This window comes from Pseudarthrobacter sp. PvP090 (assembly GCF_040547365.1).
Taxonomy (GTDB): domain Bacteria; phylum Actinomycetota; class Actinomycetes; order Actinomycetales; family Micrococcaceae; genus Arthrobacter.
In genome coordinates, this window is record NZ_JBEPPO010000001.1 from 39,322 (window position 1) to 66,291 (window position 26,970).

Sequence of the window (26,970 nt, forward strand, 5' to 3'; positions counted from 1 at the left end):
CGAACGATCCGTCCTGCGGGACCCAGCAAGGAGCAGCACGCCATGACAGCAGAAACAAAGCCCAACGCCGACATCGAGGGCCTCAGCTATGAGGAGGCACGGGAGCAGCTCGTCGGCATCGTCACCCGGCTCGAAACCGGCGGCGCGAGCCTTGAGGAGTCGCTGGCGCTGTGGGAACGGGGCGAGGCGCTGGCCAAGCGCTGCGAACAGTGGCTGGAAGGGGCCCGGAAGCGCCTGGCCGCGGCACGCGACCAGCCCTCACAGGCCGGCTAGCCGGCGCCGGCCGGTCAGGAGCGCTCGACCAGTTCCCGTTCCATCGCGACGTCGAGGTCCGGAACCGGCCATTCCAGCTTGAGGCCCTCCAGCGCGTCGAGCAGCAGCTGCTGGACGGCGATCCGGGCGTACCACTTCTTGTTCGCCGGGACGACGTACCACGGGGCGATCTCGGTGCCCGTCTTCTCGAAGGCCTTCTGGTAGGCGTCCATGTAGTCGCTCCAGAACGCGCGTTCCTTGAGGTCATTGCTGCTGTACTTCCAGAGCTTGGCCGGCTCGTCGAGCCGGGCCAGCAGCCGCTGCTTCTGCTCGTCCCGGCTGATATGGAGCATGACCTTGACGATCTTCGTGCCGGCGGCCGTCTGCCGGGCCTCGAATTCGTTGATCGCGTTGTACCGGCGTTCGAGTTCCTTCGGGTCTGCCCAGCGGTGGACGCGGTGGATCAGAACATCCTCGTAATGGGACCGGTCAAAGACGCCCACCATCCCGGCGGCCGGCACTTCCTTCTCGATCCGCCACAGGAAGTCGTAGGACTTCTCTTCGGCGGTGGGTGCCTTGAAGGACTTCATCTGGACGCCATGCGGGTTCATGGCGCCCATGACGTGCGTGACGATCCCGCCCTTGCCGGCCGTATCCATGGCCTGCAGGATCAGCAGGATGCGTTTGGTGCCGCCGAAGCGCGATTCGGCGAAAAGCTGCTCCTGCAGCAGCGCGAGGTTGTCATCCAGGTCGTCGAGCAGCGCCTCGCCGTCGGACTTGTCCCCCGGGTAGCCCGGGGTGGCGTCCGGATCCGTGTCCTTCAGCTTGAAGCCCTTGCCCGCAATCAGGGTGTCCGCGGGGTGCTCCTTGAATTTCACGACGTCTGCCATGCCAAGCCTCTTTCCGGTTCGGGCAGCCTCCGTTCGGACCGCCGGACCACCGTCCGCGCCGCGCTGCTGAGCTCAGGCTAGTTCCCCTTGTACCGGCTGAGGAAGTCCGCCATGCGGTTAATGGCCTCTTCCAGGTCCTTCACGAGCGGGAGGGTGACCATCCGGAAGTGGTCCGGACGGACCCAGTTGAAGGCCCGGCCATGGGAGACCAGGATCTTCTGCTCGCGCAGCAGGTCCAGGACGAACTTCTCATCGTCGCGGATGCGGTAGACCTCCGGATCGAGCTTCGGGAAGAGGTACATGGCGCCGCGGGCCTGCTGGGTGCTGACCCCCGGAATGGCGTTGAGCATGTCATAGGCCTTGTTCCGCTGCTCCAGCAGGCGCCCGCCCGGCAGGATGAGGTCATTGATGCTCTGGTACCCGCCAAGCGCCGTCTGGATCGCATGCTGGGCAGGGACGTTGGCGCACAGGCGCATGTTCGCCAGCAGGTTGATGCCCTCTAGGTAGTCCGCGGCATCCTTTTTCGGCCCGGAAATGGCCATCCACCCGGCCCGGTAGCCGCACACGCGGTAAGCCTTGGAGAGGCCGCTGAACGTCAGGCACAGGACGTCGTCGCCGGTGAGGCTGGCCATGTTCACGTGGACCGCGTCCTCGTAGAGGATCTTCTCGTAGATCTCGTCGGCGAAGAGGACCAGTCCGTGTTTCTCCGCGAGGGCGACGATTTTCTTGAGGGTGTCTTCCGGATAGACGGCGCCGGTGGGGTTGTTCGGGTTGATCACCACGATGCCCTTGGTGCGCGGCGTGATCTTGGCTTCGAGGTCCTCGAGGTCCGGCTGCCAGCCCGAGTCCTCGTCGCAGAGATAGTGCACGGGCCGGCCGCTGGCCAGGGCAACGGAGGCGGTCCACAGCGGGTAGTCGGGCGTGGGGATCAGGACTTCGTCGCCGTCGTCCAGCAGCGCCATGAGGGACATCGTGATGAGTTCGCTGACGCCGTTGCCCAGGTAGATGTCATCCACGTGGATGTTCTGGATCCCGCGGGTCTGGTAGTACTGCGAAACGGCTGTCCGGGCGGAGAAGATGCCGCGGGAATCGCTGTAGCCCTGGGCATGGGGCAGGTGGCGGATCATGTCCACCAGGATCGCGTCCGGCGCTTCAAACCCGAAGGGGGCCGGGTTTCCGATGTTCAGTTTGAGGATGCGGTGCCCCTCTGCCTCCATCTGCTGGGCGGCCTGAAGGATCGGTCCACGGATGTCGTAGAGGACATTATGAAGCTTGGTGGACTGCTTGAATTCTGCCATCCATCAAATATGCCATATGGGGGATGTACTTCCGCCGAGATCTGCCTCACACGGGTGTCCGGCCGTCACAGGCAGGACACCCCTGTCAGAAAACGGCTCGGCGGCCGCCGGCGCTCCCCGTGAAGGGGGACGCCGGCAGCCGCCGTCGTACGTCAGATGGATCCGGACGGACCCTGTTACTGGACCAGTCCCTTTTCCTTGAGCCAGGCCGCCGCAGCGTCCTTGGGGTTCTGCTTCTGGCTGCCGCTGACCGCGCGGTTGAGGTTGATCAGGTCCTCGGTGGTGAGGACCTTCGACACGGCGTTCAGTGTTTCCTTCGCCTTGTCCGTCATCTTGGCCGTGTTGTACAGCGGGAGGACCTGCTGGGCGATGAAGTTGTTCTTCGGGTCCTCCAGCACCACCAGGTCGTTGTCCGCGATGGACGGGGTGGTGGTGTAGATGTCGGCCACCTGGACCTGGTCCGAGAGCAGGGCCTTGAGCGTCACGGCACCGCCGCCGTCGCTGAACGGCTCCAGCTTCTTGGGCACGCAGCCGTAGTTCTTCTCCAGGCCCGGGAGCCCGTAAGCGCGCTCAGCGAAAGTCGCCGGGGCGCCCACGACGATTTCGCTGCAGACCTTGGCGAGGTCCTCGATCGACTTCAACTGGTACTTCTCCGCGGTGGCTTTCGTGACGACCATCGCGTCCTTGTCCTCGGCCTTGGAGGCCTCCAGCACCGCGAGACCCTCGGGCAGCTTGCCCGGCAGGGCCTTGTAGATGTCCTCGGCCGAGACCTCCGTGGCGTCCGGGCTGACGTGCAGCAGCAGGTTGCCGCTGTAGTCGGGGATGATGTCCACCGACCCGTCCTGGACGGCCTTGAAGTAGACCTCGCGTGAACCGATGTTCGGCTTGGTGCTCGCCGTGACGCCGGCTCCGTTCAGCGCCCCGGCATAGACCTCGGCGATAATCTGGCTCTCGGTGAAGTCGGCGGAACCGATCACGAGGGCCGCGCCCGAACCGGACGTGGCTCCGCCGGTGGCGGGGGACGTTGAGAGCGGATCGGATGAGCCGCCGCAGGCGGACAGTGCCATGGCCAGGCCTACGCCGGCGGCCAGGCCGCCGAATGCGCGCCTGCCGAGTGCTCGATGGCGGATTTCCTTCATGACGTACCTCCTTGAACAACAGTCCCCGCGGGTACGGGGTCTGTGAGATCAACCGCAGCCTGCTGGCTCCGGTTTGGCTGGGTTGAGGCTCCCTGGGACAGGAACAGCCTCTGGATGAGGGCAAGGACAAGGTCGACGGCGATCGCCAGTCCGGCGATGAGCAGGGACCCGCCCAGCATCTGGGGGAAGTCGGACAGCACGAGGCCGTCGAAGAGGTACCGGCCGAGGCCGCCGAGGTTGATGTACGCCACCACCGAGACGGTGGCGATGGCCTGGAGCACACCTGTCCGGAACCCGCCGTACATCACAGGCAGGGCGTTGGGGAACTCGGCACGGAACAGCACCTGCAGTTCCGTCATGCCCATGGCCCGCGCCGCGTCGACGACGTTCCGGTCCACGCTGGCTATGCCGGCATAGGTGCCGGCGAGCAGCGGCGGGACCGTCAGGATCACGAGGGCCCAGATCGGCGGCATCAGCCCGATGCCGGCCAGGAGCACGAACAGGGTGAGCAGGCCGAGGGTCGGGAGGGCCCGGAGGGCACCGGCAACGGCCACGGCGGCGACCCGCCCGCGGCCCGTGTGGCCCACGTACAGGCCGATGGGGACGGCGATGGCTGTGGCGATCACCATCACCAGGCCCGTGTACAGCAGGTGCTCGGCCAGCCGGACCGGGATCCCGGCGCTGCCGGACCAGTTCGCCGGATCGGTGAGCCAGGCAATGGTGTCCGTCACGACGCTGCTCATGCGGCACCGCCGGAGGTCTGCGCATCCGAAAGCCGCAGCGCCGCGGCAGCGGAGCCCGTCTTGTTCTGGCCGGCACTCGAATCGGGGCTGCCGCCGGTGGACGCCGCGGCACGGGTCCAGGGGGTCAGCAGCCGCTCGAGCAGGACCAGGACGGCGTCCATCAGCAGCGCGAGGATGAGGATGGCGATGATGCCCACCACCACCTCGGTGACGAAGTCACGCTGCAGGCCGGAGGTGAACAGCATTCCCAGGTTGCCGATGCCCAACAGCGCCGCGACGCTGACCAGCGAGATGTTGCTGACCGAGACCACGCGCAGCCCGGCAAATAGCACCGGCAGGGACAGCGGCAGGTCGATCTGCAGGAAGCGTGCGAAGGGCTTGAAGCCCATAGCGACGGCGGCCTGCCGGAGGTCCTCGTCCACCGAGTCGAAGGCGTCCAGGGTGGCGCGCACCAGGAGGGCGACGGCGTAGATGGTCAGGGCCACCACCACGTTGACGGGGTCAAGGATCCGGGTTCCCAGGACGGTCGGCAAGATGATGAACAGCGCCAGGGACGGGATGGTGTAGAGCAGCGACGACGCCGTCAGGACCACGGAACGGAGCCCACGGTTCTGCCGGGCGACCTGGGCCAGCGGGACGGCAATGAGCACGCCGAACACCATCGGCAGGATGGCCAGGACAAGGTGCTGGACGGCAAGGCTGAAGACCTGCTCACTGTTGGCCAGGAACCACTCCATCAGCGCGCGCCCTGGCGGACATGGCGGTCCGACTCGATCACGGCGAGGACTTCCTCAGCGGTGATGACGCCGGCCACGCGGCCGTCCGCGTCCACGGCGACGCCGAGACCGGAGGGCGAGGACAGGGCCGCGTCGAGGGCGCGGCGGAGCGTGTCGCCCTTCCGGAAGAGGGATCCGCCGGGAACGGTCGCGGTGCCCTTGCCCGGACCCGACCACCCGAGCGGACGCAGGCTTCCGTCGACCACCAGCTGCCACTCGCCGGAGTCGTTGCCGGCACGCACAAGTGCATCGGGGGTGATCGTCTGGGCCGGGTGCACGGTGACGCCGTCGGACGGGCTGAAGGCCAGGTGCCGGAAGCCGCGGTCCCGGCCCACGAAGGACGCCACGAAGTCGGTGGCCGGGGCGCGCAGGATTTCCTCCGGTGTGGCGTATTGCGCCAGTTTGCCGCCGAGGCCGAAGACTGCCACCTTGTCGCCGAGGACGGTGGCCTCGTCAATGTCGTGGGTGACGAAGACGATGGTCTTGGCCAGATCGCGCTGGAGCCGGAGGAGTTCCTGCTGCAGTTCATCGCGGACCACGGGGTCCACGGCGCTGAAGGGTTCGTCCATGAGCAGCACGGGAGGGTCGGCGGCGAGCGCCCGGGCAACGCCGACGCGCTGCTGCTGGCCGCCGGACAGCTGTGAGGGGTACCGCTTGCCCAGCGCGGATGCCAGCCCGACGACGTCGAGCAGTTCCTGCGCACGCTTCCGCGCCTCTGCTTTGGAGACGCCGTTGAGCCGGGGAACGGTGGCGATGTTGTCCAGGACGGAACGGTGCGGCATCAGTCCGGAGGACTGCATGACGTAGCCCATGGACCGGCGCAGCTTCGCCGCGGGCACGGCGGTGACGTCCTGGCCGTCCACGGTGATGGTTCCGGAGGTCGGTTCGACCATGCGGTTGATCATCCGCAGCGAGGTGGTTTTGCCGCAGCCCGAGGGCCCAACGAAGACCGTGATGGCGCCCTTGTCGATGGACATGGTCAGGCCGTCGACGGCGGGCTGGCCGCCCTGGTATCGCTTGGTGACGTTCTGGAACTCGATCATGGCTTCAGCCATTTCCGGGGCTTACCTAACTGTTGGCGACAACAACGGACGGTCCAGCCAACTGATCATAGACACGCTGATTTTTGACTGTAAAGCACGTAGAACTCAGCCTAACCAGCGCGGCTGACAATGTCAGGGATATCGCCGGGGGTGCTGTGGCTGACGTAGTCATTCGTAGGGTCGGCGATTTTGGATGGGTGCCGGGCGGAAATTCTTTTCCCGCAGCCTCCGTCCACTGCCCTGCGGAGGACCTGCACCTGCAACGCGGGGATGCTTCTATGTCTGTCAGCGGGTGGAAACGAGTGCGGGCGCGGCTCGTGGCGACCGGCCAGCTTCCCTTCCCCCCGGTTGTTTTGGCTGCTGGCGACGCTTGCGGAGCTGTGGCCGACGGAGGCCGGTCTACCCGTGAGGGCAAGGGGCGGGAAATTCCCGGAGGGAATCAGCGACGAAGGAGCGCCACAGGGACATTTCCTGCCCCGTAGGCCCCGACGAAGGAGGGGCTAGCGACTCAGCGTCGCTGTCGCGCCGTGGTGGGAGAAAGTATGCGGTTGCCTCGCCCCGGGCTCTGGCCGCGGATGAGGTCTCGGGCGGATCATGAAGGTGTCTGCCGTGGTGGACGCCGGTCCGTCTGTGGTGCTGTGGTTGAGCCTGTGGGCTAGCGTGGCGCGGAGGGCTTCCACGGGAACCGTGGATTGTTGCCTTTGGAGCACGAGTGTTAGATTCCTCTGTTTTTCCCTGTCCTCCCCTCGGCAGACGCCGACATAACGAGGTCAAGGTGTCAGGAGGAACAGTCATGGATACCGTGCACGAGCGGGCTGCCGGTTTGGATATTTCCAAACGCGACGCGAAGGTCTGTCTCCGGCTGCCCGGGCAACGGGCCGGAACCTACACCTCCACGGTCACAACGTGGGGCGCAGCCACAGGCCAGTTCCTTGCCCTGCGGGACTTCCTGGAACGCGAGCACGTCACCACGGTCGTCATGGAAGCCAAGAGCGATTACTGGAAACCCTTCTTCTATCTCCTCGAAGAGACGCTGCCGGTGATGCTGGTCAACGCCAAGGCCGCAAGGAACATCCCGGGCCGCAAAACCGATGTCTCTGACGCGGCCTGGCTCGCTCAGCTGGGCGCGCACGGGCTGCTTCGGGCCTCGTTCGTCCCGCCCGAACCGATCCGTGAACTGCGGGACCTGACCAGGGCCCGGGCCATTGCCACCCGGGACAGGACGCGCGAGATCCAGCGTCTAGAGAAGTTCCTCGAGGGCTCGGGGATCAAACTCTCCTCGGTGGTCTCGGACCTGACCGGAGTCTCCTCCCGGGCGATGCTCGAAGCCCTCATCGAGGGGGAACGCGACCCGGACGTCCTGGCCGGGCTCGCCAAAGGCACCCTTCGCTCCAGAATCCCCGAGCTCGTGGAGGCCCTCACCGGCCGCTTCAAAAGCCACCACGCGTTCATGGCCCGGCTGCATCTGAACCAGATCGATACCCAGTCCCGCATCATCGACGCGCTCACCGAGCGGATCGAGGAAGCGATGGAGCCCTTTCGTGCCGTCAGGGAATTCCTGGCCACCATCCCCGGAATCTCACTCAAAGTCGCCGACGTGATCATCGCCGAAACCGGCGCGGACATGTCCCGCTTCGAAACACCCGGGCGGCTCGCTTCCTGGACCGGCGTCTGTCCCGGCGCCAACGAATCCGCCGGACGGATCAAGTCAGCCCACATCCTGCCCGGCAACAAATACCTCAAAGCCGCCCTGGGCATCGCGGCCCTGTCCGCTTCCCGGAGCACGGACACCTACCTGGCCGCAAAATACTGGCGCGTCGCCGCCCGCCGCGGACCCATGAAAGCCAGCCCTCGAACACTCCATCCTCATGGCGGCCTGGCACCTGCTCGCCGACGGCGAATGCTACGCCGACCCCGGCGCCGACCACTTCACCCGGCTGGACCCGATCAAAGCCAAGAACAACGCCATCAAGAAACTCAAGAGCCGTGGCTTCAACCTCACCATCACCGCCGCCAACGCAGCCTGACCACCCTCACTTTCGTATTAGACGGGCCGGAGCGGACACGTACAATCCGTCAGGACAGCAGCCAAAAGACGGTAATACTGGAAAAGGTCTTGAGCCGGAGTTACCCAGCAAAAAACTGACGTGCCTGGCGGCACTGTCTTATCGACGATCTGTCCGCTGGCTCAAGGTCCGTCAAAGGGTGTAGAGCCAGGCGGACATGACTTCATAGGAGCCTGATGCGACCAGTCCCATTACCGTTTTGTCTGCCCACCTGGCCCGCGCCCCATTCATCAGCCATCGATCTCGACTGGGGGCAACTTCCATTTTGGCAACCGAAACAACCAACATCATCGCCGGTATCGACACCCAGGCCGACACACACCACGTGGCCATCATCAACGAACACGGCAAACCACTCGCAGACAGGGAATTCCTGGCTGTGGGATCCGGATACCGGAAGATCGTGGACTTCGTCACCAGCTACGGCACAGTCACCGCATTAGGCGTCGAAGGAACAGGTTCCTACGGGGCCGAAATCGCCAGGACGCTTCGAAGTGATGGACTGACCGTACTGGAGGTGAACCGTCCAACCCGGGCCGCGCGCCGGCTGAAGGGCAAATCAGATCCGTGGGATGCCTACGAGGCCGCCCAATCCGTCCTCGACGGCCGGACCCATTCGATCCCGAAAGCCAAAGATGGTCCCGTTGAATCCCTGCGAATCCTGCGCGCCGGGGCGCACCTCGGCCGTTAAGGCCCGCACCGCGGCAATCAATCAGATTAAGGGTCTTCTCGTTTCAGCCCCGGACAAACTCCGGGCAAAATACCGGGCACTCGGAACCGCAGCGCTGATCACGTCCCTGCAGCGCACCCGGCCTTCGGGCCACATTGCTGACCCCGAGTACGTGTGCCTGCTGACGTTGAAAACCCTGGCTGCTCGCTGCCAGTCCCTCGCGGAAGAACGGAAGTGGCGAGCCAGCTCCTGGGCACCGGTGGCGACAACCCGGACCGTCTTGGAAATGAGGCCCAGTTCGCTGCCCTCGTCGAGGTCGCACCGATACCGGCGTCCTCGGGCAAGACCACCCGTCACCGGCTCAGCCGAGGTGGTGACCGCAACGCCAACCATGCCCTGTATCAAGTGGTCCGGGTCCGCATGGCGTCCTGCCAACGGACCAAAGACTACGTCGCCAAACGCACCGCGGAGGGCAAGAGCAAACGGGAAATTATGCGCTGCCTCAAACGCTACGCAGCCCGGGAAATCTACCGCCAGATCACCAATCCTCAACCAGCCCCAGATAACACCGATCTGCGCCAAAAGCGCGCCACCCTTGGTCTCACTATCACAACCGCAGCCAGAGAACTTGGCCAATGGCCCTCTAAGATTTCCTTTTGGAACGCGGCCTCCTCCGCGACGACGACCTTGCGACAACGTACCGCCAATGGTTGACCGACCAAACAGGAAAAAGTAGCCCCACGTTATCCAATCGGTTTACATTAAGGTCGAACGATTGAAGCCTTTGGGGCCCTGACCTGGGCAAAAATAGCCTAGAGCTGTGCCTGGGCACTAGGCTGGGCGACGGGGAGAGCCGGGAGCCGGCTCAAAATCTGGGGGATAAATTGAACAAGAAGACCATCCGCCTCGGCATCGCCGGGGCTCTGGCCGCGCTCTCGCTTGCCGGCCTCGCCGTGCCGGCCCAGGCCGATGAGACCATGTGGGCCAACCCGACCGCCGATACCTGCGGCCCGGTCGTAGACTCAGTCAGATTCTGCACGGCGCCGGACGGGCATCCGTACCCGGTGCTGGTCAACGGCGGCGCCGTCGCCGGCCCGCGGCCCGGCATCAGCGGGGCCCTCCAGATCGGCAGCACCCTGACCGTTGTTGACGGTGACTGGGATCCCGCCGACGCGAAGCTCACGCATCAGTGGCTGCGCAACGACGTGCCGGTCCTGGGCGCCACCGGTCTCACCTATCTGCTCACCACGGCGGACCTCGGCAAGGGCATCCGGGTCACGACCACGGCGGCAGCGCCGAGCTATGCAAAGACGACCCAGCAGTCCATCAAAACCGCCCCTGTCACGAACGCCGGCGGCACCGTCCCGTCTGTCGTGTATGCGGGGTACGTTGGTATCTATCCATTTAACACCCACCCGGATAGGCCCAGCCGCCTCGTGTCCGCTGGGGCGAAGTTTAAGGGCGCACCGGTCATCTACGACCAGTACCAGTGGTTCTGCGACGGCAAGCCCATCCCGGGTGCCACCGCGGACATGTTCGACCCGAGGGGCTGCCGTTCAACGGGGCTGTTCAGCGTCAGGGTCACGGGTCACGCGCCCGGGTTCAAGCCGGCCACCGTGACCTCTAAACAGCGAAAGGTTTCTGACTTCGATCCAGCCCCCGGCGCCGTGGTCACCGGCGGCACCGGCCTGGGGGACGTCCTCACCGCCGTTGATGATGTTCCCTGGTCTTCCAGCCCGGGCAAGCCGCACACCTACCAGTGGCTGCGCGACGGCGTCGCGATTCCCGGAGCCACCGCGCTGACCTACAAGATCACGGCCGAGGACCAGGGCCACACCCTGGTCCTCGAGTCCGGCACTTGGTACGACACCCACATCTACTCCAACGCGGTCGCCGTGCCGGCGGCCGCGGGGGTGGAGCTGAAGCAGCTGACGAATGTCACCAAGCCGGTCGTGACCGGGGACGCCGTGACCGGCTCCGAGATGAAGGTGACGGTCGGCACCTGGTCCGTGCCGGCCGAGAAGCTGACGTTCACCTACAACTGGTTCTCCTCAGACAGGGAGAAACTCTCCAGCGGCCCGACGTTCACCCCGGACAAGCCCCAGGTTGGCAAGACCCTCACCGTCCTGGTGACCGCCTCCGCCCCCGGCTACACCACCGCCCGGGCAAAAGTCACCGCACCCAAGCCCGTGACCGCGCGTGAGTCGACGCGGACCATTAGCGGGACCCTGACCGCCGGGTCGAAGGTGACCTTGACTCCCGATCCCTGGTATGACCGAGCAGGGAGTGATTCCGACGTACAGTGGCTGCGCGACGGCGTCCTGATCGCCGGGGCATACGGCTGGAGTTACGTCCTGACGAAGGCCGACGCCGGCAAGAAGCTCTCGGTCAGTGTGAACCCGATTACCTCGCTCGGCATGTACCAGACGCTCAACGCTTCGGCGACTGTGGCGGCTACACCCCTGACTTCGGCCACGCCGACGACTGCCGCCAGTGACCCTGCCGCTGCCATTGCCCCTGAGGCTGTCATGGACCCTGCTGCCGCCGGCGCGGCAGAAGCACGCGCGGCCGGCGGAGCGGGTAGCTCCGGGCAGCTGGCCAGCACTGGGGCCGGAACCCTGCTGGCCGCAGCGGGGTTGGGCGGAGGCGCCCTCCTGCTCGGGGGCATCCTGCTGGTCATCCGGCGCGGCCGCGCTCTCCGCTGACAGCTGTGGCGGCTACTGGGAGCCCGGCTGCTGCACAGGGGTACCGGTCTGGAATGAAATCACGGACAGTGCCGAGCTGCGATGTAGGGGAACTTGGGTAGGCGAGTTTTTCCTTCCAGTCTCTGACGGAATCCAAACCACAAATCGGCCAGGCTTGGGCTGGATGTTCGATTTGACGCCTATAGGAGCATCGTCGTAGACAGACAGGGCCAGGGCGGGCCGGAGCCCTGCGACGGACCGGCAACACCCAGCCGCCGGCCGCGCCGGCGGACGCCCGGCCATGGATGAACGGCCGCCTCAACACGTCGGCCGTCCTAACACGGGCCCGGTGACGCACCGAAGCCCTAGATCCTGGGACCCCCTGTGACGGACGCCCGTTGTGGCGCAAGGGCCGTAGTCTTACAATCGGTTTTGTCATGGGAGGTGAGTGATGCTCGAAGAAGCGGACCTGTTGCAGGCCCTGCGGCGTCACTGGGAGTACGCAAGCACGGACCAGGACATCACGCACGAGATCTACCACGACGACGCGGTGCTCGAGTTTCCGCAGTCAGGCGAACGTTTCGAAGGCGTGGAGAACTTCCGCGAATGGCGACGACAGTACCCGGCGAAGCTCCAATTCCGCACCCGACGAATCACTCATCGTGGCGACCTTGTCGTTGTGGAAAACCTGATCAGCTACGACGGCGCGCCATGGATGTACACCGTCAGCATCATGGAGTTCCGTGGCGAACGGGTTGCACGCGAGCGGCTGTACATTATGGATGGCTGGGAGGCTGCAGAGTGGAGGGCCCCATGGCGCGCCGAGACACCAGCGGACCCACCCCCGCCACCACCGACGGGGTAGTACCGCGGTAGGTCAACATTTGGACAGTCGCCAGCCCTCAGCAGCGGTCGCGAGCCCGCCTCACAAAGTCCCTACAAACTCAGGCCTGAGACAGAATCCGTTGAGACGAGTTCCTAGGACACTGCGGGGGCCGGAACGACGCGGAGTCTGATCGGGGCCACCAGCGTTGGTGCGTTGTCTTGAAATGCTGTTGTATTCCAAGCTAATACTGGCCATGCCCTCATTGCGGTCGTAGTTGAGGCCGGGAGTGCCAGGGAATGCCCGCAGGATGGGGATGTTCGCCTTTCGAATGCAGATCGCTTTGGCTAACCCGGTCACGCGCGCCAAGGGTCGACTTCACGGAGTGCTGGCCCGAGCAAGTCCCGCAATTCTGATCCAGGTTGGCCTGGATCAGGGATCATCTGGACTCCGCTGACCGCTATGAGACCTCGAACATCATCCGGGCCCTCGTCGAACCTCGTCTCCATCCAAGCCAGGACCGATGCACACATGGCTGGATCCGAGCCGCGGTGGGCGACGAGCCACCTGACAACATCCGCCATCACGAGGTGCGGAAGCATCTCACCGAAGTTCTCTTCGAGGTGCTCGGCCAGGACGGGCGCCAGGGCGGGGTGAGTCGCCACAAGCTGCTGGATCGCATTCTCGGTTGCCGCGCTCATCCAGCACCTCCAAGAACGACAGACAACTCGTCGGCAAGGCTCTGGGCAACGAGTCGGTCGTGATACGGAGCATCGGGATTTCTGCGGAGCCAGTTATTCAGCCCTTGGAGCGACTCTTGACCCTTGATCGTGTGCCACTTGGTGCCAGTCTGGGCGCCTGTCGCCAGCTCATTCGCGATGGCATCCATGTCGTGCCGTTCCCGATCCTGTTTGGGTTCGTCGTTCCCTTGTAGAGGTTGTTGGCGATGTTCTGCAGCTTCATGCTGCTCACCCGAGGCGTAGGCAGGATATCATGAGCGCTCTTTGCGGCTCTCCCGGCACCTCCAAGGGCCTTTATGCCGGTTGCGGCTCCCTTTATGAGTCTGCCGCCGGGGGGAATGGCCGCGGCTGAGTGCGGGCGTGACAGTCCACGCCGATGACGAACGGGCGGGTCTGCGCAACGATAGTCAACGCGGGCCACCCTCCTTCCTTTAGAACGGACAAGACAGGTCGCATCACGACCGGCACTGGACCTGGGAAGAGTCACCCCGAGGCAAAACTGTGATGAGCCACAACCTCCAAAGGGCCGGGCAAGCTTCTAATCAAGCCACCGACGTGGGACAGGCCAACGCCTACCGCTCCACCCAGCGCGGACAAATCGGGGGAAACGCACCCTCAAGGGGCAATTGTTTTTTCGAGTCACGCGCCAAGCAGAACGACCGGCACCAACACTGCCAGCTAGTCCCAGACCAGCCACGTAAAGACTCACAGTCACTTCGCGCCCATTCCAGCGGGTGGAATGGGCCGCAGGTGACCCCGCGTTGCTGTATTGGTACTACGTGCCGGTCAGCGGGTCCGCCGGCCGCCCCCTTTGGACCCGCCCCGGCCCTTCCGGCCGCGCTTCCCGTCATCGTTGGCAGCGGCCTCGTAGCTGTCCCTTTCCGCCGAGCGCTGGCTCTTGCCCGCAGCCGCAATCTGCTGGTGCCACTCCCGGGCATAGGCGCGGCGGGCGGCAGCATCGTGCCGCCGGGCCAGGGCAGCGAGTTCGCGCTGGAGTTTCAGGTAGCTCTCCCAGCGGCGGTCATCGAGGGACCCGTCCGCGAGCGCGGCCTGCACTGCGCAGCCGGGCTCGCGGCCGTGGGCGCAGTCGGAGAACCGGCACTGTGCGAAGAGGTCCTCGAGGTCGCCGAACATCTCGGCCATCCCGCTGTCGGCGTCGAACAGCCCGAAGCCGCGCACCCCGGGGGTGTCCATGAGGACGGCGCCTCCGGGCAGGGGCACGAGTTCGCGTGAGGTGGTGGTGTGTTTGCCCCTGCCGTCGCTGGCCCGGACGTCCCCCGTATCCTGGACCTCCACGCCGGCGAGGGCGTTGATGAGGGTGGATTTGCCGGCCCCGGAAGGACCCAGCAGCACGAGCGTGCCGCCGGGCGGGAGGTGGCCCAGGAGTTCGTCGAGGCCGTCGCCCTGCTCCGCGGAGGTGGTGACCACCGCGACGCCGGCGGCCTGGAGGATCACCTTCCCGACGACGTCGTCAGCCAGATCGGCGAGGTCCGCCTTGGTGATGATGACCAGCGGGGTGGCACCCGAGTCCCAGGCGGCGACGAGGGTGCGTTCGAGCCGGTTGTGGGTGAGCGGCCGGTCCACGGGCACCACGACGCCGACGATGTCCACGTTGGCGCCGAGGACCTGCGCCTCCGAGGACGCGTCAAAGGCGCGTTTGCGGCTCAGTTCCGAGTGCCGCGGCAGAATCCCCGCAATGGCGGGCTCCCCCGCGGTATTGGATCCGAGCCAGACCCAGTCGCCGGTGGCGGGCAGCTCCCCCGTGCCGGGATAGGGCAAATGGAGGGTCGTATCGTGCGTGGCGGTCAGGACCAGGTTGCGGTCCACTCGGATGACCCGGCCCGCGCCGGTGCCGCCCCGCACGGGATGCGCCGCGAACCGTTCGGCGACGGCGGCCGTGAAGCCGTACCCTGCCGGACCCGCGGGAAGGCTGTTGGGGACGGGGTGGTTGGCGCCGGACGCGCCGGAATGTGCAAATGAAGTAGTCAACGGAAACCCTTTGATGGGCCCCGGTGCACGTGCCGCGCTGCGGATCGGACCTGGCAGGGTTGCGGCTAGTGGGTGCTGATGGCCGGGGCAGGAATGATGGCCTGGCTGGTGTGGGTGCTCATGGCACACCGGACTGTTGCAGTCATCGTTTCCACCTCCCCTGTTTTCGCTGTCGGCTTTGCTGTCGGCTTTTAGAATAGCCGGATGCCCCGGGCCTGGCTAGGAAACCGTCAGGAAAGTTGGCCGATCAGGACAGCTGGCCGTTTAGGACAGCCGGCCGTTTAGGGGCCGCTCGCGGTGGAGCCGGAGCGCGGCGTCGACGAGCGAGACCTTGTTGAGCCCGGGAACGTCCTCCAGCGGGATCCAGTCCGCGTGCGTGGTGCTGCCGTCCACCTCGTGCCGCAGCTCCCCGCCGGTAATCGTTGCTTCGTAGATGAGCCGGAGGGACTGGAAGTCCCGTTCGCCGCCGTCGATCCGGATCTCCGCGGGCCAGTGCCCGACGTCGATCCCCAGCATGCCGCCGACCTCCGCGTGATACCCGGTTTCCTCGTAGATTTCGCGGCGGCAGCCATCGACGGGGTGCTCGGCCAGGTCCAGGCCGCCGCCGGGCAGGGTCCAGCCTTCCTTCCCGCCCTGCTTCCAGTACGCCAGGAGGATGGCGCCGTCGCGGATGATGACCGCGTAGGCAGCGGGCCGGGTGTCGAAGTTAAGGCTCATTCCTCCAGCGTAGTAGCCCGGCGGCGTCGAAGCCCGGCAGCGTAGTAGCCCGGCGGCGCAGTCGCCCGGCAGGCCGCGTCAGCCCTGTTCGGCCACGAGCTGGAGCACACCGAAGACGGGGTCCTGCTCCAGGACGCGGACATCGGTGATCCCCTCGGCGGCCAGGGCGGTGCGGAACGATTCCTGCAGGCGGGGGACGTTCATGCCCAGTCCGCTGCCCAGGATCACGGGGCCGTCGATGCCGAGCTTCCGGACCGTCTGCAGCGCCAGGGCTGCCAGGTCTCGTCCGGCCTGGTCCACGAGTTCCTGGCTAGCGGCGTGGCGGGCGGCGGCAGCGTCGACGACGAGCCGCGCCCGTTCGGCCCAGTACCGGCGTCCGGTGTCCGGTGAATGGAAGAGCGCAATCAGCTTGTTGGGGTCGTCCACACCGCAGGAGGCCAGCAGGGCGGCGGTGAGCTCGTCGGGTTCCAGCCCCTGGTTCATCCGCCGCAGGCTGTGGCGGACCGCCTCGCGGCCCAGCCAGTACCCGCTGCCTTCGTCGCCGAGCAGATAGCCCCAGCCGCCGGCGCGTGCCTCCTCGCCACGGCTGTTCCGGCCCCAGGCGGCCGAGCCCGTTCCCCCGATGACCGCAACGCCGGTGCTGGCGCCGCCGGCCGCCAGCAGGAGCCGCGAATCGTGCACGACGGTGATGCGGGCGCCCGGCACGTGAGGTTCGATCAGGGCTGCGAGCGCGGCGGCGTCCTCGTCGGTATCGATGCCGCCGGCTCCGGCGTAGACCTGGGCGACCGGTCCGCCGCCGATCCGGGCGAAGAGCTCCGCCAGGTGCAGGGCCGCCTCTTCGCGGCTGACGTTCTGGACGTTGGAGCTGCCCACCGACTCGTCGGCCACGACGGTGCCGTCCTCGAAGCGGACGCCGCGGGTCTTGGTCCCGCCAATATCGAGGCCGATCACGGCGGCGGGTGCGGTCGGGGAAACGGGGTCCGCCGCCGGCGGGATGTCAGAATGGGTCACCGGAACAGCCTACTGAATCCTTTCCAGGAGTGAGCAATGCCGCACGACATCTTTGGTACCCGCATTATTGCTGCACCGATGGCCGGCGGGACCTCCACTCCGGCCTTCGTGACGGCGGTGTACAACGCCGGCGGTCTGGGCTTCCTGGCTGCGGGCTATAAGAGCGTGGACGCCATGCAGGCGGAGGTCCGCAGCACCCGGGCCGCCGGGGCACGTTTCGGCATGAACGTCTTCGTTCCCGATCCCGCGCAGCTGCCACCGTCCGCAGAGGTGCGGGCGCAGCTGGAGGACTACCGCGCCCGGCTGCGGGCGGATGCTTTGCGGTACGGCGTGGAGGTCCCGCCGCTGCGGCTCGACGACGACGACCACTGGCAGGGCAAGATCGACGCGCTGCTGGCCGATCCGGTGGAACTGGTCAGTTTTGCCTTCGGGCTGCCCGGGTCCGAAGTTGTCCGGGCGCTGCAGCGGTCCGGCTCAGCCGTGCTCGCCACGGTCACAACGGTGGACGAGGCGCTCGAGGCCGCCGGCCAGGGCGTCGATGCGCTGGTGGTGCAGCATGCGTGCGCCGGGGGCCACAGCGCGGCGTTCCAGCCGGGCACTGCGGCGCACGAATCCAGAGGCGCCGACCGCGGGCCGGGCACGACGGCGGAGCTGCTCGCCCGGGTGCGGGCCGCCGTCGGACTCCCGCTGCTTGCCGCCGGCGGCGTGATGGACCGTGCGGGGCTGGAGGAGGTACTGGCCGCGGGGGCGCAGGCCGCCCAGCTGGGCACCGCGTTCCTCCGCACGCACGAGAGCGGTGCCCGGCAGCTGCACAAGGATGCCCTCGCCAGCCCGCGCTTCACCCAGACCCGGCTGACGCGGGCCTTCACCGGACGGTCCGCCCGGGCACTGGTCAACGAGTTTGTCCGAGACCACCCCGACGCACCCGAGTCCTATCCCGCCGTGCACCACCTCACCGCTCCCCTGCGCGCGGCCGCAGCTGCCGCCGGGGATGCGGAACGGCTGAACCTCTGGGCCGGGACCGGCTGGCAGCGTGCGCGGACCGGTTCCGTCTCGGAGGTCATGGCGGGGCTGCTGGACTGACGGCCCGCCCCCGCCGCCACACGTCGCCGAGGTCGCCGGAACGGTGCCAGATCGCCGGAACGTTCCCTACGAGCTCGCAGCTTTCCGGCGAACTCGCCGCACGGGCCGCAGGCGGGCGGGCTGGGCCGGCGGCCGGCTCAGGTGCCGGAGCGTCCGCGGACGAAGCCGGCGAGCAGTGCCGGTCCCTCGCTGAGCACCAGCTCCCGGAACAGCCGCACGGGGTCCGGCTCGGTGTCCGCTCCGCCCCGGCGTTCCCGCCAGGCCAGCCCGATCTCCCGGAAGGCCAGTCCGGAATCCAGGGCGAGCTCCACCCAGCCAAGGTCGCCGGACTGCCCGGGAGTGTGGCGTCCGGGTGCCGGGCCGCCGGGCGGGAGGATGCTCACCCCGAGACCTGCCGAGACGAGGCCCCGGGCCGTGTGGGAATCCTGGCTCTCGAAGGCGATGCGGGGCCGGAAACCCGCCTCCCGGAACAGGGTGTCCGTCAGCGAGCGCATGCCGTAGCCTGCACCCATCGCCACGAACGGGTCCTGCCGGATCTCCGCGAGGCCCGCGCTGCGGCGCTTCGCCAGGGGATGCCGCTGGTGGACCACGAGCCGCAGCGGTTCCCGGTAGAGGGCGGCGGAGGAGATCAGCCGGCTCGGCGCAGCGACCGGGGCGGTCAGGGCCAGGTCCGCGTCGCCGGCAGCCAGTTCCGCCAGGCAGCCGTCCCGGGCGCCCTGGCTGAGGTCGAAGGCCGGCTGCGGATGCCGGCTGCGGAAGGCGCTGATCAGCAGCGGCAGCATCGCCTCACCGAAGGTGTGCTGGAACGTCACCGCGATCCGGCCGCGTACCACCTCCGACTCGTGCCGGACCAGGTCCAGCCCGGTCTGGAATTCCCCGAGCGCGGCCTCGATGTGCGGAAGGAGCGCCTTCGCGGCGGGGGTCAGCCGCACGCCGCGGCCGTCACGGATCAGCAGTTCCGTCCCGATGATGCTGCTGGCCCGGGCGATTCCCCGGCTGACCGTCGACTGGGGCAGTCCCAGCACTTCGGCGGTCTCGGTGATGTGCTGGGTGCGCCCGAGTTCGGCCAGCAGTGGCAGCAACGGCAGGAGCTGGACCAGTTGTTTGTGTTCCACGTCCATGGCCCATCCTCCAGATCGTTCCGTATTTGCTATTGATTCTATGAGAATCATGCATTGGAGGCATGTCTTTTGGAAGCCTATTCTGGGGAGATGCCCCGACTTCCACTGCTCCGTCGCCCCGCTGCCCGCGGCCTGGTCCAAGTCCAGGTCCAGGCCCAGGTCCAGGGCTACGCCCAGATCCAGCCGGACCCTGCCGACGGCACCCATGCTGTTTGGCCGGGGCATCCGAAGGGGTCCGCGGCCTACCGGAAGATTCTGGCCGGCCTGGCGTTTGCGGGCGTCGCCACCTTTGCCCAGCTCTACTCCACCCAGGCGGTGCTGCCGATGATGGCGGCGGATCTGCAGATCACGGCGGCCGAGGCGGCGCTCACCATCTCGCTCGCCACCGTGGGGCTGGCGGCGACGGTGCTTCCGTGGTCGTTCCTGGCCGACCGGATCGGCCGGGTCCGGGCCATGATGTGGGGCATCTCGGCCGCCACGGTCCTGGGCCTGCTGGTCCCGCTCGCCTCGAGCTTCCCGATGCTGCTGGGCCTGCGGATGCTCGAAGGCATGGCACTGGGCGGCATCCCCGCCATCGCCATCGCCTACCTCAACGAGGAGGTCAACAGGGCCCACGCCGCACTGGCGGCCGGAACCTACGTCGCCGGCACCACCCTGGGTGGACTTGCCGGCCGGCTGCTGGCCGGCTTTGTCGGCGAACTCTGGGGATGGCGGGCCGCGGCCCTAGCCGTCTCGATCCTGGCCGCCGTGGCCGCGGCCCTGTTTGTGGCCCTGGTGCCGCAGGCCCGGGGCTTCACGGCCGCGGCGGCCAGCGGCTTCCGCGGGGCCTTCCGGACGCTGGCCTGCCACGGGCGGAATCCGCGGCTGCTGGCCCTCTACGTCCAGGCGTTCCTGCTGATGGGCGGTTTCGTGGCTGTCTACAACTACCTGGGCTTCCGGCTCTCGGGCGAACCCTTCAGCCTGCCGGCCACCATCATCAGCCTGATCTTCCTGGCCTACCTCTCCGGCACGGTATCGTCCCGCTGGGCCGGCGGACTGACGGAGCGGTTCGGGCGGCGCACGGTGCTGATTGCGGGGACGGTGCTCATGGCGGCGGGCCTGGCCCTAACGCTGACGCAACTGCTCGGACTCATCATGGCGGGCCTCCTGCTGTTCACTGCCGGCTTTTTTGCGGCGCACAGCGTCGGCGCAGGCTGGACCGGGGCGATCGCCACGACCGGCCGGGCCCAGGCGGCCTCGCTTTACAACCTCGCCTACTACCTCGGGTCCAGCGTCATCGGCTGGGCCGGCGGGCTGGTTTTCCAGTCGCTTGGCTGGACGGCGCTGGCGCTGGCCGTGATCGGGCTGGCCTGCACGACGGCGGTGATCACCGCCGTCGTGCATCCCGCCCGGCCCGCCCCGGCGGCCGGGGCTCCGGGCATCAGCGGGTAGCTTCGATGGCCTGCACGAGGTCGGCCACGATGTCGGACGGGTCCTCCAGGCCCACCGACACCCGCAGCAGGCTGGCATGCGGCTTGGCATCGGCGGCAACGGGCCGGTGGGTCAGCCCGGCCGGGTGCTGGATCAGGGTGTCGATGCCGCCGAGCGAGACCGCATGTGTGATCATGCCGACGGCGGACGGGATTCTTTCGGCATGCTCGGCGCTGCCCACCTCGAAGGCAAGCAGCGAGCCGGGACCGGACATTTGCGTTCCGATCAGCCCCTGCGGATCGCACTCGGGCAGCCCCGGGTAGAAGACGCGCCGGACGAGACCGTGCCCGGCCAGGGCGACGGCGACCTTCTGCGCACTGGCCTGCTGCGCGCGCACCCGGACCGGCAGTGTGGCCAGGCCCCGGTGGAGCAGATAGGCGGGCCAGGGCGTGAGGATGCCGCCGGTGACGGCCCGGATCTGGCGCAGCCTGGTGGTCCATTCGGGAGCCGCGGCCACTACGCCGCCCATGGCATCGCCGTGTCCGCCGAGGAACTTGGTGGCGCTGTGCAGGACCATCGCGGCGCCGTGCAGATAGGGCTGCTGGAGGATGGGGCTGGCGAAGGTGTTGTCGACCAGGACGGGGACGCCGTCCGCCGCCGCGGCCACGCGGGCGATGTCGACCAGCTCCAGGCTCGGGTTGGCCGGCGTCTCCAGGATCACCAGGCCCGTGTCGGGGCGAAGCGCGGCGTGCACGCCCTCCGCGGTTGTGAACGTGACATCGTTGCCGAGCACGCCCGAGGCCAGCAGGTAGTCGCTGCCGCCGTACAGCGGCCGCACAGCGACGACATGCTTCTTTCCGGTGGCGACGACGGCGAGCAGGACGGCGCTGAGAGCGGCCATGCCGGTGGCGAACGCCACGGCCTCCGGGGTGTCCTCGAGGACGGCGACGCCCTCCTCGAACCGCGCCACGGTGGGATTCCAGAGCCGCTGGTAGACGGTGCTCTGACCCTCGACATGGGTGCCGCCGGTGGCCATGTGCTCATAGGCGAGCCCGCCGTCGTGCACGGAGGGCAGGGGTGCCGTGGTGGACAGATCGATCGGCACGGCGTGCACGCCCAGTTCAGTGAGTCCGTTGCGGCCGGCGTGGACGGCCAGCGAGTCTTGAGAAAGCACCTTGCTCCTTATGAATATTCACCGTTGAATTCCGCAAGTATCTGGCAATAATTCGGAGTTTTGTAGGGCCCGCGAATGGAAGTGTCGGAATGCGCCGTTTATGATGAACTGACAACCCATCAAGGAGGATCCGTGAGTAGCAGTGCGAAGAATCTTCGGCCGGGAGCGGGTGCCGGCGAGCCGCTGGACGCTATCGACGAGCGCCTGCTCGCGGCACTCGTGGCCGATGCCCGAATCTCCAACAAGCAGCTGGCCGAGCTGGTCGGCATCGCGCCGTCCACGGCCCTGATGCGCACCCGGGCGCTCTCCGAGCGCGGGATTATCCAGGGCTTCGAGGCGAAGCTGAGCCTCTCCGCGATCGGCCGCTCGGTTCAGGCCCTCATCGCCGTCAGGCTCCGCGCCCACGACCGCGAACAGATCGACCGCTTCACGGCCCGGGTCCCGAAGCTTCCGGCCGTGCTCTCGACCTTCCACACCTCGGGCTCGGTGGACTACCTGCTGCACATCGCCGTCGCCACCACCGAGGACCTCCGCGACTGGGTGCTCGACAATCTGGCCACGGATCCGGTGGTGGGGCACACCGAGACCACTCTGGTGTTCGACCACATCCAGGGCAACCAGGGCCCGCTGCCCGACTAGCGCCGCTTCAACTTCGGCGCCGCTTCAGCTCCGCCGGAGGCGGTCAGGCGCGGCGCAGCGCCGCGCGCAGCGTGATGGCGGCGAGGGTGGCCCCGGCGATCGAGCAGAGCACCACAAAGCCGGCGACCGCCGTCTGCAGGCCGACGACCCCGGCGGCGAGGCCCAGCCCGATGACGGGAAAGGCGCTGCCGAGGTAGGTGATGACGTAGACCGTGCTGATGATCTGGGCGTGCCGGGAAGGTTCGACTTTCCCGGCCACATCGTTGAAGACGGTCCGGAAGGACACGCCCTGCCCCATGCCCGCGGTGATGCTCGCGAGGATCAGCAGCCAGGGGCTGCTCCAGGCGGCCGCCGCGGCGATCAGCAGCACCGACACGGCGAGCATTCCCAGTCCGATCGGCACCACGAAACGTCCCCGCACCGCGAGGAGCTGGCTGAGCGCGGAGGACCCGAGGGTCAGCCCCGCCAGGAGTCCGATCAGCGGCCGGGAATCGGCGTGGACGATCTGCGCGAAATAGCCCGGCGCCAGGGAGAGGCAGAAGCCGAACACGGTGAAGCTGAGGAACCCCACGGAGGACGCCAGCCAGAAGGCGCCGCGCGCCTCACTGGACACCGACGGCCGGCGGGGCGCCAGCACCCGCAACGGCTGCGGACCCGCGACGGACGTGATGGCCGGGCGGGCCTTCAGCAGGTACAGCGGGACCAGCAGCCCGGCCAGGACCATGGAATGCAGGTAATACGGCGTGGTCGTGGGCCCGGGCAGCAGCGAGAGCACTCCCCCGATGGCCGGGCCGGCCGCCACGCCCCCGGCGGACGCCAGCAGGGTGAACCGCGAGGCCCACTCGGGGCGGCTGGGCAGCAGCTCCCGCAGGGCCGCCGAACTGGCACCGGTGGCGAGCGCCACCGCGACGCCCTGCAGCGCCCTGCCGACACACAGCGCGAACAGGCTGTCCGCCGCGGCGAAAACGGAGCCGCCGGCGAGGCCCACCAGCACCGCAAGGACCAGCGCGGCCCGGCGTCCGATGTGGTCCGACCAGTGGCCGGCCAGGATCAGGGTCGCCACCAGCGCCAGGACATACGCGGAGAAGGCCACCGTGACACCGAAGGCGGTGATGCCCAGTTTGGCCTGCAGCAGCGGGTACAGCGGCGTGGCCAGATTCGCGCCGACCAGCAGCGTGAAGATCACGACGCCGGCCATCACCAGCCGTGCCGTGGTGGAAGCGTCCCAGCCCCAGCGGTCTGCCGTGGCGGGGCGCATGCGAAGTTCGCTGAAGACCGTCATGACCTTGCCCTTGCCCTTGCATGGAAGCGGGCCGCGTGTTCCCCCTGGTGGGGAATCGCCAGCCCGTTCTGATTCGATACTCCCCAGAATGCAGCATTGCTGCTCCGTGCAGCCAAATTCCATGCCAAGATTGATCAAAACAATCAATCATCTGCCCTCAAAGTGAACCGAAGTGACGATTTGAACAGTCTGGACCCCACCGACCTGAAAATCCTGCTGGAACTGATCCGGGACCCGCGGATCCAGATCGGCGACCTCAGCGAAAAACTGGGCATTGCCCGCAACACCGCGCAGTCCCGCGTCCGGCGCATGCTGCGATCGGGATTGCTGCATGACGGCGGCCGCGAGATCGATCTTGAAGCGGTGGGCTACGACGTGGTCGCCTTCGTGACGATCGAGGTCAACCACCGGGAACTCGACGGTGTGGTGGGGGCGCTGCGCCTGATCGCGCAGGTCCTGGAGGTCCACGAGATCTCCGGACGCGGCGACGTGTGGTGCCGCGTGGTGGCTACCGACACCCACAGTCTGCAGGCCGCCCTGCGCTCCATTCTGCGGATCAAGGGCGTCATCCGGACCGAGACCGTCCTTGCCCTGTACACCCACATCCAGTACCGCACCGAACCGCTGATCAGCCGGCTGGCCCAGGGCAGTTCGTTGAAGACTGGATAATGAGCCCGTGACTATCATCGATAACGCCGTCTACGTTAACGGCGTGCGCAGCGCCGAGCCGCAGAGCCTCGAACAGACCTTTGACACCCTGAGCCGGCACGGCGGGATGGCGTGGATCGGCCTGTACCGGCCGACGGAGGACGAAATGGCCGCCGTCGCCGCGGAGTTCGGGCTGCACAGCCTCGCCGTGGAAGACGCCATTTCGGCCCACCAGCGCCCCAAGCTCGAACGCTACGACGACATCCTCTTCACGGTGTTGCGGCCCGCGCGGTACCTGGACGCGACGGAAACCGTGGAATTCGGCGAACTCCATGTGTTCACCGGGAAGAACTTCGTCGTCACCGTCCGGCATGCCGAAACCGGCGGGGTGGCACAGGTGCGGCGAAAGCTGGAGAAGCGCCCCGATCTCCTGTGCCACGGCCCGGAGGCTGTGCTCTACGCCCTGATGGACCAGGTGGTGGACGACTACGTGCCCGTCGTGGCGGGGCTGGAAAACGACATCGACGAGATCGAGGACCAGCTGTTCAGCGGCGACTCCACGGTCTCGCGGCGGATCTACGAACTGGCCCGCGAGGTCATCCAGTTCCAGCGCGCCATCCATCCGCTCCCGGCCATGATGCAGCTGCTCCGGGGCGGCTTCGAAAAATATGAGGTGAAACCCGAGCTTCAGCACAACCTCCGCGACGTCGAAGACCATGTGGAGCGGCTGATCTCCCGCGCCGATTCCTTTCGGGACCTCCTGCAGAACGCCCTCACCCTCGACGGGACGCTGACGGCCAACCGGCAGAACGAGGCCAGCGCCGAGCAGAATGAGCAGGTCAAGAAGATCTCGTCCTGGGCGGCCATCTTCTTCGCCCCCTCCATTGTGGCGGGCATCTACGGCATGAACTTTGAGGGGATGCCGGAGCTGCAGTGGAACTTCGGCTACCCGATGGCCATCGGGCTGATGGGCTCCACCGCCGCCCTGATGTACGGCATCTTCAAGCGGAAGGGCTGGCTCTGACGGGCGGATCCGTTCGGCGGACCCGAGTGTAGTCTGGCGTCATGAGCGCACGGCGGGACCGGTTCCGGGACATCGTGGAGACCCTGACGAGGCACGGGCTGGGCTTCGCGCTGGGAACCCTTGGGCTGGACCGGCTCCGGCCCGCGGATGGTTTCCCGGCCCAGCACCGGCGTCCGCCGCGGGGAGCGAGCCTGCCGGTGCGCGTCCGGCTCGCCATCGAGGACCTCGGTGCCGTTTACATCAAGTTCGGCCAGATCGTGTCAACGCGCACCGACGTGCTTCCGCCGGAGTACGCCACCGAGCTCGCGAAGCTCCAGGACGCGTCCCCGCCCATTACAGCCGCCGAAGTCCGTGCCGTCATCACCGAGGAGCTCGGCACCGCGGCGGACCGGCTGCTCGCTTCGCTGGACGACGCTCCCCTCGCCACCGGCTCCATCGGCCAGGCCCACTGCGGCCGGATCACCCTGGACCCGGAGGACGCCGCATCGGGCGTCCCCGGTGGCGCGGCCGCCGGCGTCCGGCGCGTCGACGTCGTGGTCAAAGTCCGCCGCCCCGGCGTCGTGGCGCAGGTCAATGAGGACCTGGAGATCATGGCCGAGCTGGCCAAACGCGCGGAGCGGGCCTCCACGCGGGCCGCCGCGGTCCACCTGGCGGCCCTCGTCGATGAGTTCTCCCAGACCCTGCGCGCCGAACTGGACTACCTGCAGGAAGCCCGGAACGTGGAGCACTTCGCCGCGAACTTCGCGGGCGACGGCCGCGTCCACATCCCCCTGGTCTTCTGGGACACCACAACAGCCCGGGTCCTGACGCTGGAGCGGATCCGTGGCATCAAAGTCAACGATGCTGCCGCGTTGCGGGAGGCGGGGATCGACGCCGGGGAGCTGGCCCGGCGGGCCTGCAACGTCCTGTTGAAGATGGTGTTCGAGGACGGGTTCTTCCACGCCGACCCGCATCCGGGCAACTTCTTCGTGGAGGCGGACGGGCGGCTGGGCATCATCGACTTCGGCATGGTCGGCCAGATCAGCGACTCGACGCGTGATCAGCTGGTCAGGATGCTGGCGGCCGTCGTGGACCAGGACGCCGGCCGGCTGACCACCGCCCTGGTCCGCCTGTGCGGGGCGCAGGCGAGCGGCGGCTTTGGCGGACTGCAGACGGACCTGGGGCGGCTCGTGGACCGGTACGCCGGACGGCCGCTCGCGGAGATTCCGATCGTGGCGGTGCTGACGGAACTGGCGGCCCTGCTGCGCCAGTACCGGCTGCGGCTGCCGCGGGAAACAGCCCTGCTGCTGAAGATGCTGGTGATGGCGGACGGTCTGGGTAAACAGCTGGATCCCGGATTCGAGCTGACCACCCAGCTGGGACCCTTTACGCAGCAGATGATCCTCGGCTCGCTGTCCCCCGAGGCTCTGGCGGACCGGCTGAAGAAGCTCGGCCGGGAAGCCCTGCGCTTCGGGACGGATGCGCCGGAGATCATGCGCCGGGTGGTGGACGTCCTGGAGCGCGGCGGCATCGATATTCATTTCCGGGCCGAGGAGCTGGACAGGCTGATGGACAAGGCGGAAAAGACCGGGAACCGGATCGTCGCCGGGCTGATCACCGCGGCCCTGATCAACGCCGTCGGGGAGCTGGTGTCCGCCCAGCCGGACCGCTGGCGGAACTGGCCGAAGACCCTCTTCACCGCGGGGATCGGCGGCGTCGGCGCCCTGGGTGCCTACCTGGCCCTGACCTCCCGGAACCGGAAGTAGCAG

Annotated in this window: 22 protein-coding genes and 2 pseudogenes; 11 read left to right on the forward strand and 13 right to left on the reverse strand. The window is 67.4% G+C overall.

The genetic code is table 11. The annotated features are described in order from the left end of the window. Window positions 1-42: 42 nt before the first annotated feature. Window positions 43-273: an exodeoxyribonuclease VII small subunit gene (locus ABIC21_RS00180; protein WP_354348447.1), complete on the forward strand. Its 231-nt coding sequence runs from the start codon at window positions 43-45 to the stop codon at window positions 271-273. A gap of 14 nt (window positions 274-287) precedes the next feature. On the opposite strand, the gene ABIC21_RS00185 is transcribed toward ABIC21_RS00180, so the two are convergent. From ABIC21_RS00185 to ABIC21_RS00210, 6 genes are all read right to left on the reverse strand, one after another. Then, window positions 288-1,142 carry a PPK2 family polyphosphate kinase gene (locus tag ABIC21_RS00185; protein ID WP_354348448.1) on the reverse strand — a complete coding sequence of 285 codons (855 nt, stop codon included), beginning with the start codon at window positions 1,140-1,142 and terminating at the stop codon, window positions 288-290. Between the two features lie 77 nt (window positions 1,143-1,219). Further along, on the reverse strand, window positions 1,220-2,440 hold the full coding sequence (locus tag ABIC21_RS00190; protein ID WP_282379978.1) for a pyridoxal phosphate-dependent aminotransferase: 1,221 nt from the start codon (window positions 2,438-2,440) through the stop codon (window positions 1,220-1,222). A 176-nt stretch (window positions 2,441-2,616) separates the two neighbouring features. Further along, window positions 2,617-3,579 carry an ABC transporter substrate-binding protein gene (locus tag ABIC21_RS00195; RefSeq protein ID WP_354348449.1) on the reverse strand — a complete coding sequence of 321 codons (963 nt, stop codon included), beginning with the start codon at window positions 3,577-3,579 and terminating at the stop codon, window positions 2,617-2,619. Continuing rightward, a complete protein-coding gene (locus ABIC21_RS00200; RefSeq protein ID WP_354348450.1) occupies window positions 3,576-4,322 on the reverse strand; it encodes an ABC transporter permease in 747 nt (248 codons plus the stop codon). Before ABIC21_RS00200 ends, ABIC21_RS00195 begins: the two co-directional genes overlap by 4 nt. Continuing rightward, complete coding sequence (locus ABIC21_RS00205) at window positions 4,319-5,059, reverse strand: ABC transporter permease (RefSeq protein ID WP_354348451.1); 741 nt, start codon at window positions 5,057-5,059, stop codon at window positions 4,319-4,321. Before ABIC21_RS00205 ends, ABIC21_RS00200 begins: the two co-directional genes overlap by 4 nt. Further along, the gene (locus tag ABIC21_RS00210) at window positions 5,059-6,153 is read right to left on the reverse strand and encodes an ABC transporter ATP-binding protein (protein WP_354348452.1); all 1,095 of its coding nucleotides are present in this window, start codon (window positions 6,151-6,153) and stop codon (window positions 5,059-5,061) included. The genes ABIC21_RS00205 and ABIC21_RS00210 overlap by 1 nt, the downstream gene beginning before the upstream one ends. 781 nt (window positions 6,154-6,934) lie before the next feature. On the opposite strand from ABIC21_RS00210, the pseudogene ABIC21_RS00215 reads away from it, so the two are divergent. From ABIC21_RS00215 to ABIC21_RS00230, 4 genes and pseudogenes are all read left to right on the forward strand, one after another. Then, window positions 6,935-8,168: pseudogene (locus tag ABIC21_RS00215) on the forward strand (IS110 family RNA-guided transposase). Window positions 8,169-8,469: 301 nt separating this feature from the next. Further along, window positions 8,470-9,408: pseudogene (locus ABIC21_RS00220) on the forward strand (IS110 family transposase); the annotation flags it as partial. A 353-nt stretch (window positions 9,409-9,761) separates the two neighbouring features. After that, complete coding sequence (locus ABIC21_RS00225; protein ID WP_354348453.1) at window positions 9,762-11,582, forward strand: hypothetical protein; 1,821 nt, start codon at window positions 9,762-9,764, stop codon at window positions 11,580-11,582. Window positions 11,583-12,012: 430 nt separating this feature from the next. Continuing rightward, window positions 12,013-12,426 carry a nuclear transport factor 2 family protein gene (locus tag ABIC21_RS00230; protein ID WP_354348739.1) on the forward strand — a complete coding sequence of 138 codons (414 nt, stop codon included), beginning with the start codon at window positions 12,013-12,015 and terminating at the stop codon, window positions 12,424-12,426. Between the two features lie 314 nt (window positions 12,427-12,740). On the opposite strand, the gene ABIC21_RS00235 is transcribed toward ABIC21_RS00230, so the two are convergent. The 4 genes from ABIC21_RS00235 to ABIC21_RS00250 all read right to left on the reverse strand — a co-directional run bounded on the left by ABIC21_RS00235 (window position 12,741) and on the right by ABIC21_RS00250 (window position 16,841). After that, window positions 12,741-13,085: a hypothetical protein gene (locus ABIC21_RS00235; RefSeq protein ID WP_354348454.1), complete on the reverse strand. Its 345-nt coding sequence runs from the start codon at window positions 13,083-13,085 to the stop codon at window positions 12,741-12,743. Between the two features lie 825 nt (window positions 13,086-13,910). Continuing rightward, window positions 13,911-15,113 carry a ribosome small subunit-dependent GTPase A gene (gene rsgA / locus ABIC21_RS00240; protein ID WP_354348455.1) on the reverse strand — a complete coding sequence of 401 codons (1,203 nt, stop codon included), beginning with the start codon at window positions 15,111-15,113 and terminating at the stop codon, window positions 13,911-13,913. Window positions 15,114-15,377: 264 nt separating this feature from the next. Further along, window positions 15,378-15,830 carry an NUDIX hydrolase gene (locus ABIC21_RS00245; protein ID WP_354348456.1) on the reverse strand — a complete coding sequence of 151 codons (453 nt, stop codon included), beginning with the start codon at window positions 15,828-15,830 and terminating at the stop codon, window positions 15,378-15,380. A gap of 78 nt (window positions 15,831-15,908) precedes the next feature. Next, window positions 15,909-16,841 (reverse strand): N-acetylglucosamine kinase, encoded by a 933-nt coding sequence (locus ABIC21_RS00250; RefSeq protein ID WP_354348457.1) that lies wholly within the window; start codon window positions 16,839-16,841, stop codon window positions 15,909-15,911. Window positions 16,842-16,877: 36 nt separating this feature from the next. Between ABIC21_RS00250 and ABIC21_RS00255 the strand changes: the two genes are divergently transcribed. Next, a complete protein-coding gene (locus ABIC21_RS00255; protein ID WP_354348458.1) occupies window positions 16,878-17,924 on the forward strand; it encodes a nitronate monooxygenase in 1,047 nt (348 codons plus the stop codon). Between the two features lie 137 nt (window positions 17,925-18,061). Here the strand turns inward: ABIC21_RS00255 and ABIC21_RS00260 are convergent, their stop codons facing one another. Then, window positions 18,062-19,045, reverse strand: a complete 984-nt coding sequence (locus ABIC21_RS00260; RefSeq protein WP_354348459.1) for a LysR family transcriptional regulator — start codon at window positions 19,043-19,045, stop codon at window positions 18,062-18,064. A gap of 90 nt (window positions 19,046-19,135) precedes the next feature. Between ABIC21_RS00260 and ABIC21_RS00265 the strand changes: the two genes are divergently transcribed. Continuing rightward, window positions 19,136-20,476 carry an MFS transporter gene (locus tag ABIC21_RS00265; RefSeq protein WP_354348460.1) on the forward strand — a complete coding sequence of 447 codons (1,341 nt, stop codon included), beginning with the start codon at window positions 19,136-19,138 and terminating at the stop codon, window positions 20,474-20,476. Here ABIC21_RS00265 and ABIC21_RS00270 read toward each other — a convergent pair. Continuing rightward, the gene (locus tag ABIC21_RS00270) at window positions 20,466-21,629 is read right to left on the reverse strand and encodes a trans-sulfuration enzyme family protein (RefSeq protein ID WP_354348461.1); all 1,164 of its coding nucleotides are present in this window, start codon (window positions 21,627-21,629) and stop codon (window positions 20,466-20,468) included. The genes ABIC21_RS00265 and ABIC21_RS00270 overlap by 11 nt on opposite strands. Window positions 21,630-21,761: 132 nt before the next feature. Between ABIC21_RS00270 and ABIC21_RS00275 the strand changes: the two genes are divergently transcribed. Beyond that, a complete protein-coding gene (locus tag ABIC21_RS00275; RefSeq protein ID WP_307460300.1) occupies window positions 21,762-22,268 on the forward strand; it encodes an Lrp/AsnC family transcriptional regulator in 507 nt (168 codons plus the stop codon). Window positions 22,269-22,311: 43 nt separating this feature from the next. Here ABIC21_RS00275 and ABIC21_RS00280 read toward each other — a convergent pair whose 3' ends face one another. Next, window positions 22,312-23,550 carry an MFS transporter gene (locus ABIC21_RS00280; RefSeq protein ID WP_354348462.1) on the reverse strand — a complete coding sequence of 413 codons (1,239 nt, stop codon included), beginning with the start codon at window positions 23,548-23,550 and terminating at the stop codon, window positions 22,312-22,314. Between the two features lie 180 nt (window positions 23,551-23,730). Here ABIC21_RS00280 and ABIC21_RS00285 point away from each other — a divergent pair, with 180 nt between their 5' ends. Genes ABIC21_RS00285 through ABIC21_RS00295 form a run of 3 tightly spaced genes read left to right on the forward strand, consistent with a single transcriptional unit; the run spans window position 23,731 to window position 26,967 of the window. Next, entirely contained in the window at window positions 23,731-24,219 is a 489-nt protein-coding gene (locus ABIC21_RS00285; RefSeq protein ID WP_354348463.1) for an Lrp/AsnC family transcriptional regulator, read from the forward strand. A gap of 7 nt (window positions 24,220-24,226) precedes the next feature. After that, the gene (gene corA, locus ABIC21_RS00290) at window positions 24,227-25,222 is read left to right on the forward strand and encodes a magnesium/cobalt transporter CorA (RefSeq protein WP_354348464.1); all 996 of its coding nucleotides are present in this window, start codon (window positions 24,227-24,229) and stop codon (window positions 25,220-25,222) included. A gap of 41 nt (window positions 25,223-25,263) precedes the next feature. After that, window positions 25,264-26,967: an ABC1 kinase family protein gene (locus ABIC21_RS00295; protein WP_354348465.1), complete on the forward strand. Its 1,704-nt coding sequence runs from the start codon at window positions 25,264-25,266 to the stop codon at window positions 26,965-26,967. Window positions 26,968-26,970 lie beyond the last annotated feature (3 nt).

What these genes read in the sequence shown, in the direction of transcription:
- ABIC21_RS00245 (WP_354348456.1), bottom strand. Translation starts at nt 15,830, where the DNA reads ATGAGCCTTAACTTCGACACCCGGCCCGCTGCCTACGCGGTCATCATC.
- ABIC21_RS00230 (WP_354348739.1), top strand. Translation starts at nt 12,013, where the DNA reads ATGCTCGAAGAAGCGGACCTGTTGCAGGCCCTGCGGCGTCACTGGGAG.
- ABIC21_RS00180 (WP_354348447.1), top strand. Translation starts at nt 43, where the DNA reads ATGACAGCAGAAACAAAGCCCAACGCCGACATCGAGGGCCTCAGCTAT.
- ABIC21_RS00255 (WP_354348458.1), top strand. Translation starts at nt 16,878, where the DNA reads ATGCCGCACGACATCTTTGGTACCCGCATTATTGCTGCACCGATGGCC.
- ABIC21_RS00280 (WP_354348462.1), bottom strand. Translation starts at nt 23,550, where the DNA reads ATGACGGTCTTCAGCGAACTTCGCATGCGCCCCGCCACGGCAGACCGC.
- ABIC21_RS00205 (WP_354348451.1), bottom strand. Translation starts at nt 5,059, where the DNA reads ATGGAGTGGTTCCTGGCCAACAGTGAGCAGGTCTTCAGCCTTGCCGTC.
- ABIC21_RS00210 (WP_354348452.1), bottom strand. Translation starts at nt 6,153, where the DNA reads ATGGCTGAAGCCATGATCGAGTTCCAGAACGTCACCAAGCGATACCAG.
- ABIC21_RS00265 (WP_354348460.1), top strand. Translation starts at nt 19,136, where the DNA reads ATGCCCCGACTTCCACTGCTCCGTCGCCCCGCTGCCCGCGGCCTGGTC.
- ABIC21_RS00195 (WP_354348449.1), bottom strand. Translation starts at nt 3,579, where the DNA reads ATGAAGGAAATCCGCCATCGAGCACTCGGCAGGCGCGCATTCGGCGGC.
- ABIC21_RS00260 (WP_354348459.1), bottom strand. Translation starts at nt 19,045, where the DNA reads ATGGACGTGGAACACAAACAACTGGTCCAGCTCCTGCCGTTGCTGCCA.
- ABIC21_RS00190 (WP_282379978.1), bottom strand. Translation starts at nt 2,440, where the DNA reads ATGGCAGAATTCAAGCAGTCCACCAAGCTTCATAATGTCCTCTACGAC.
- ABIC21_RS00200 (WP_354348450.1), bottom strand. Translation starts at nt 4,322, where the DNA reads ATGAGCAGCGTCGTGACGGACACCATTGCCTGGCTCACCGATCCGGCG.
- ABIC21_RS00295 (WP_354348465.1), top strand. Translation starts at nt 25,264, where the DNA reads ATGAGCGCACGGCGGGACCGGTTCCGGGACATCGTGGAGACCCTGACG.
- ABIC21_RS00185 (WP_354348448.1), bottom strand. Translation starts at nt 1,142, where the DNA reads ATGGCAGACGTCGTGAAATTCAAGGAGCACCCCGCGGACACCCTGATT.
- ABIC21_RS00235 (WP_354348454.1), bottom strand. Translation starts at nt 13,085, where the DNA reads ATGAGCGCGGCAACCGAGAATGCGATCCAGCAGCTTGTGGCGACTCAC.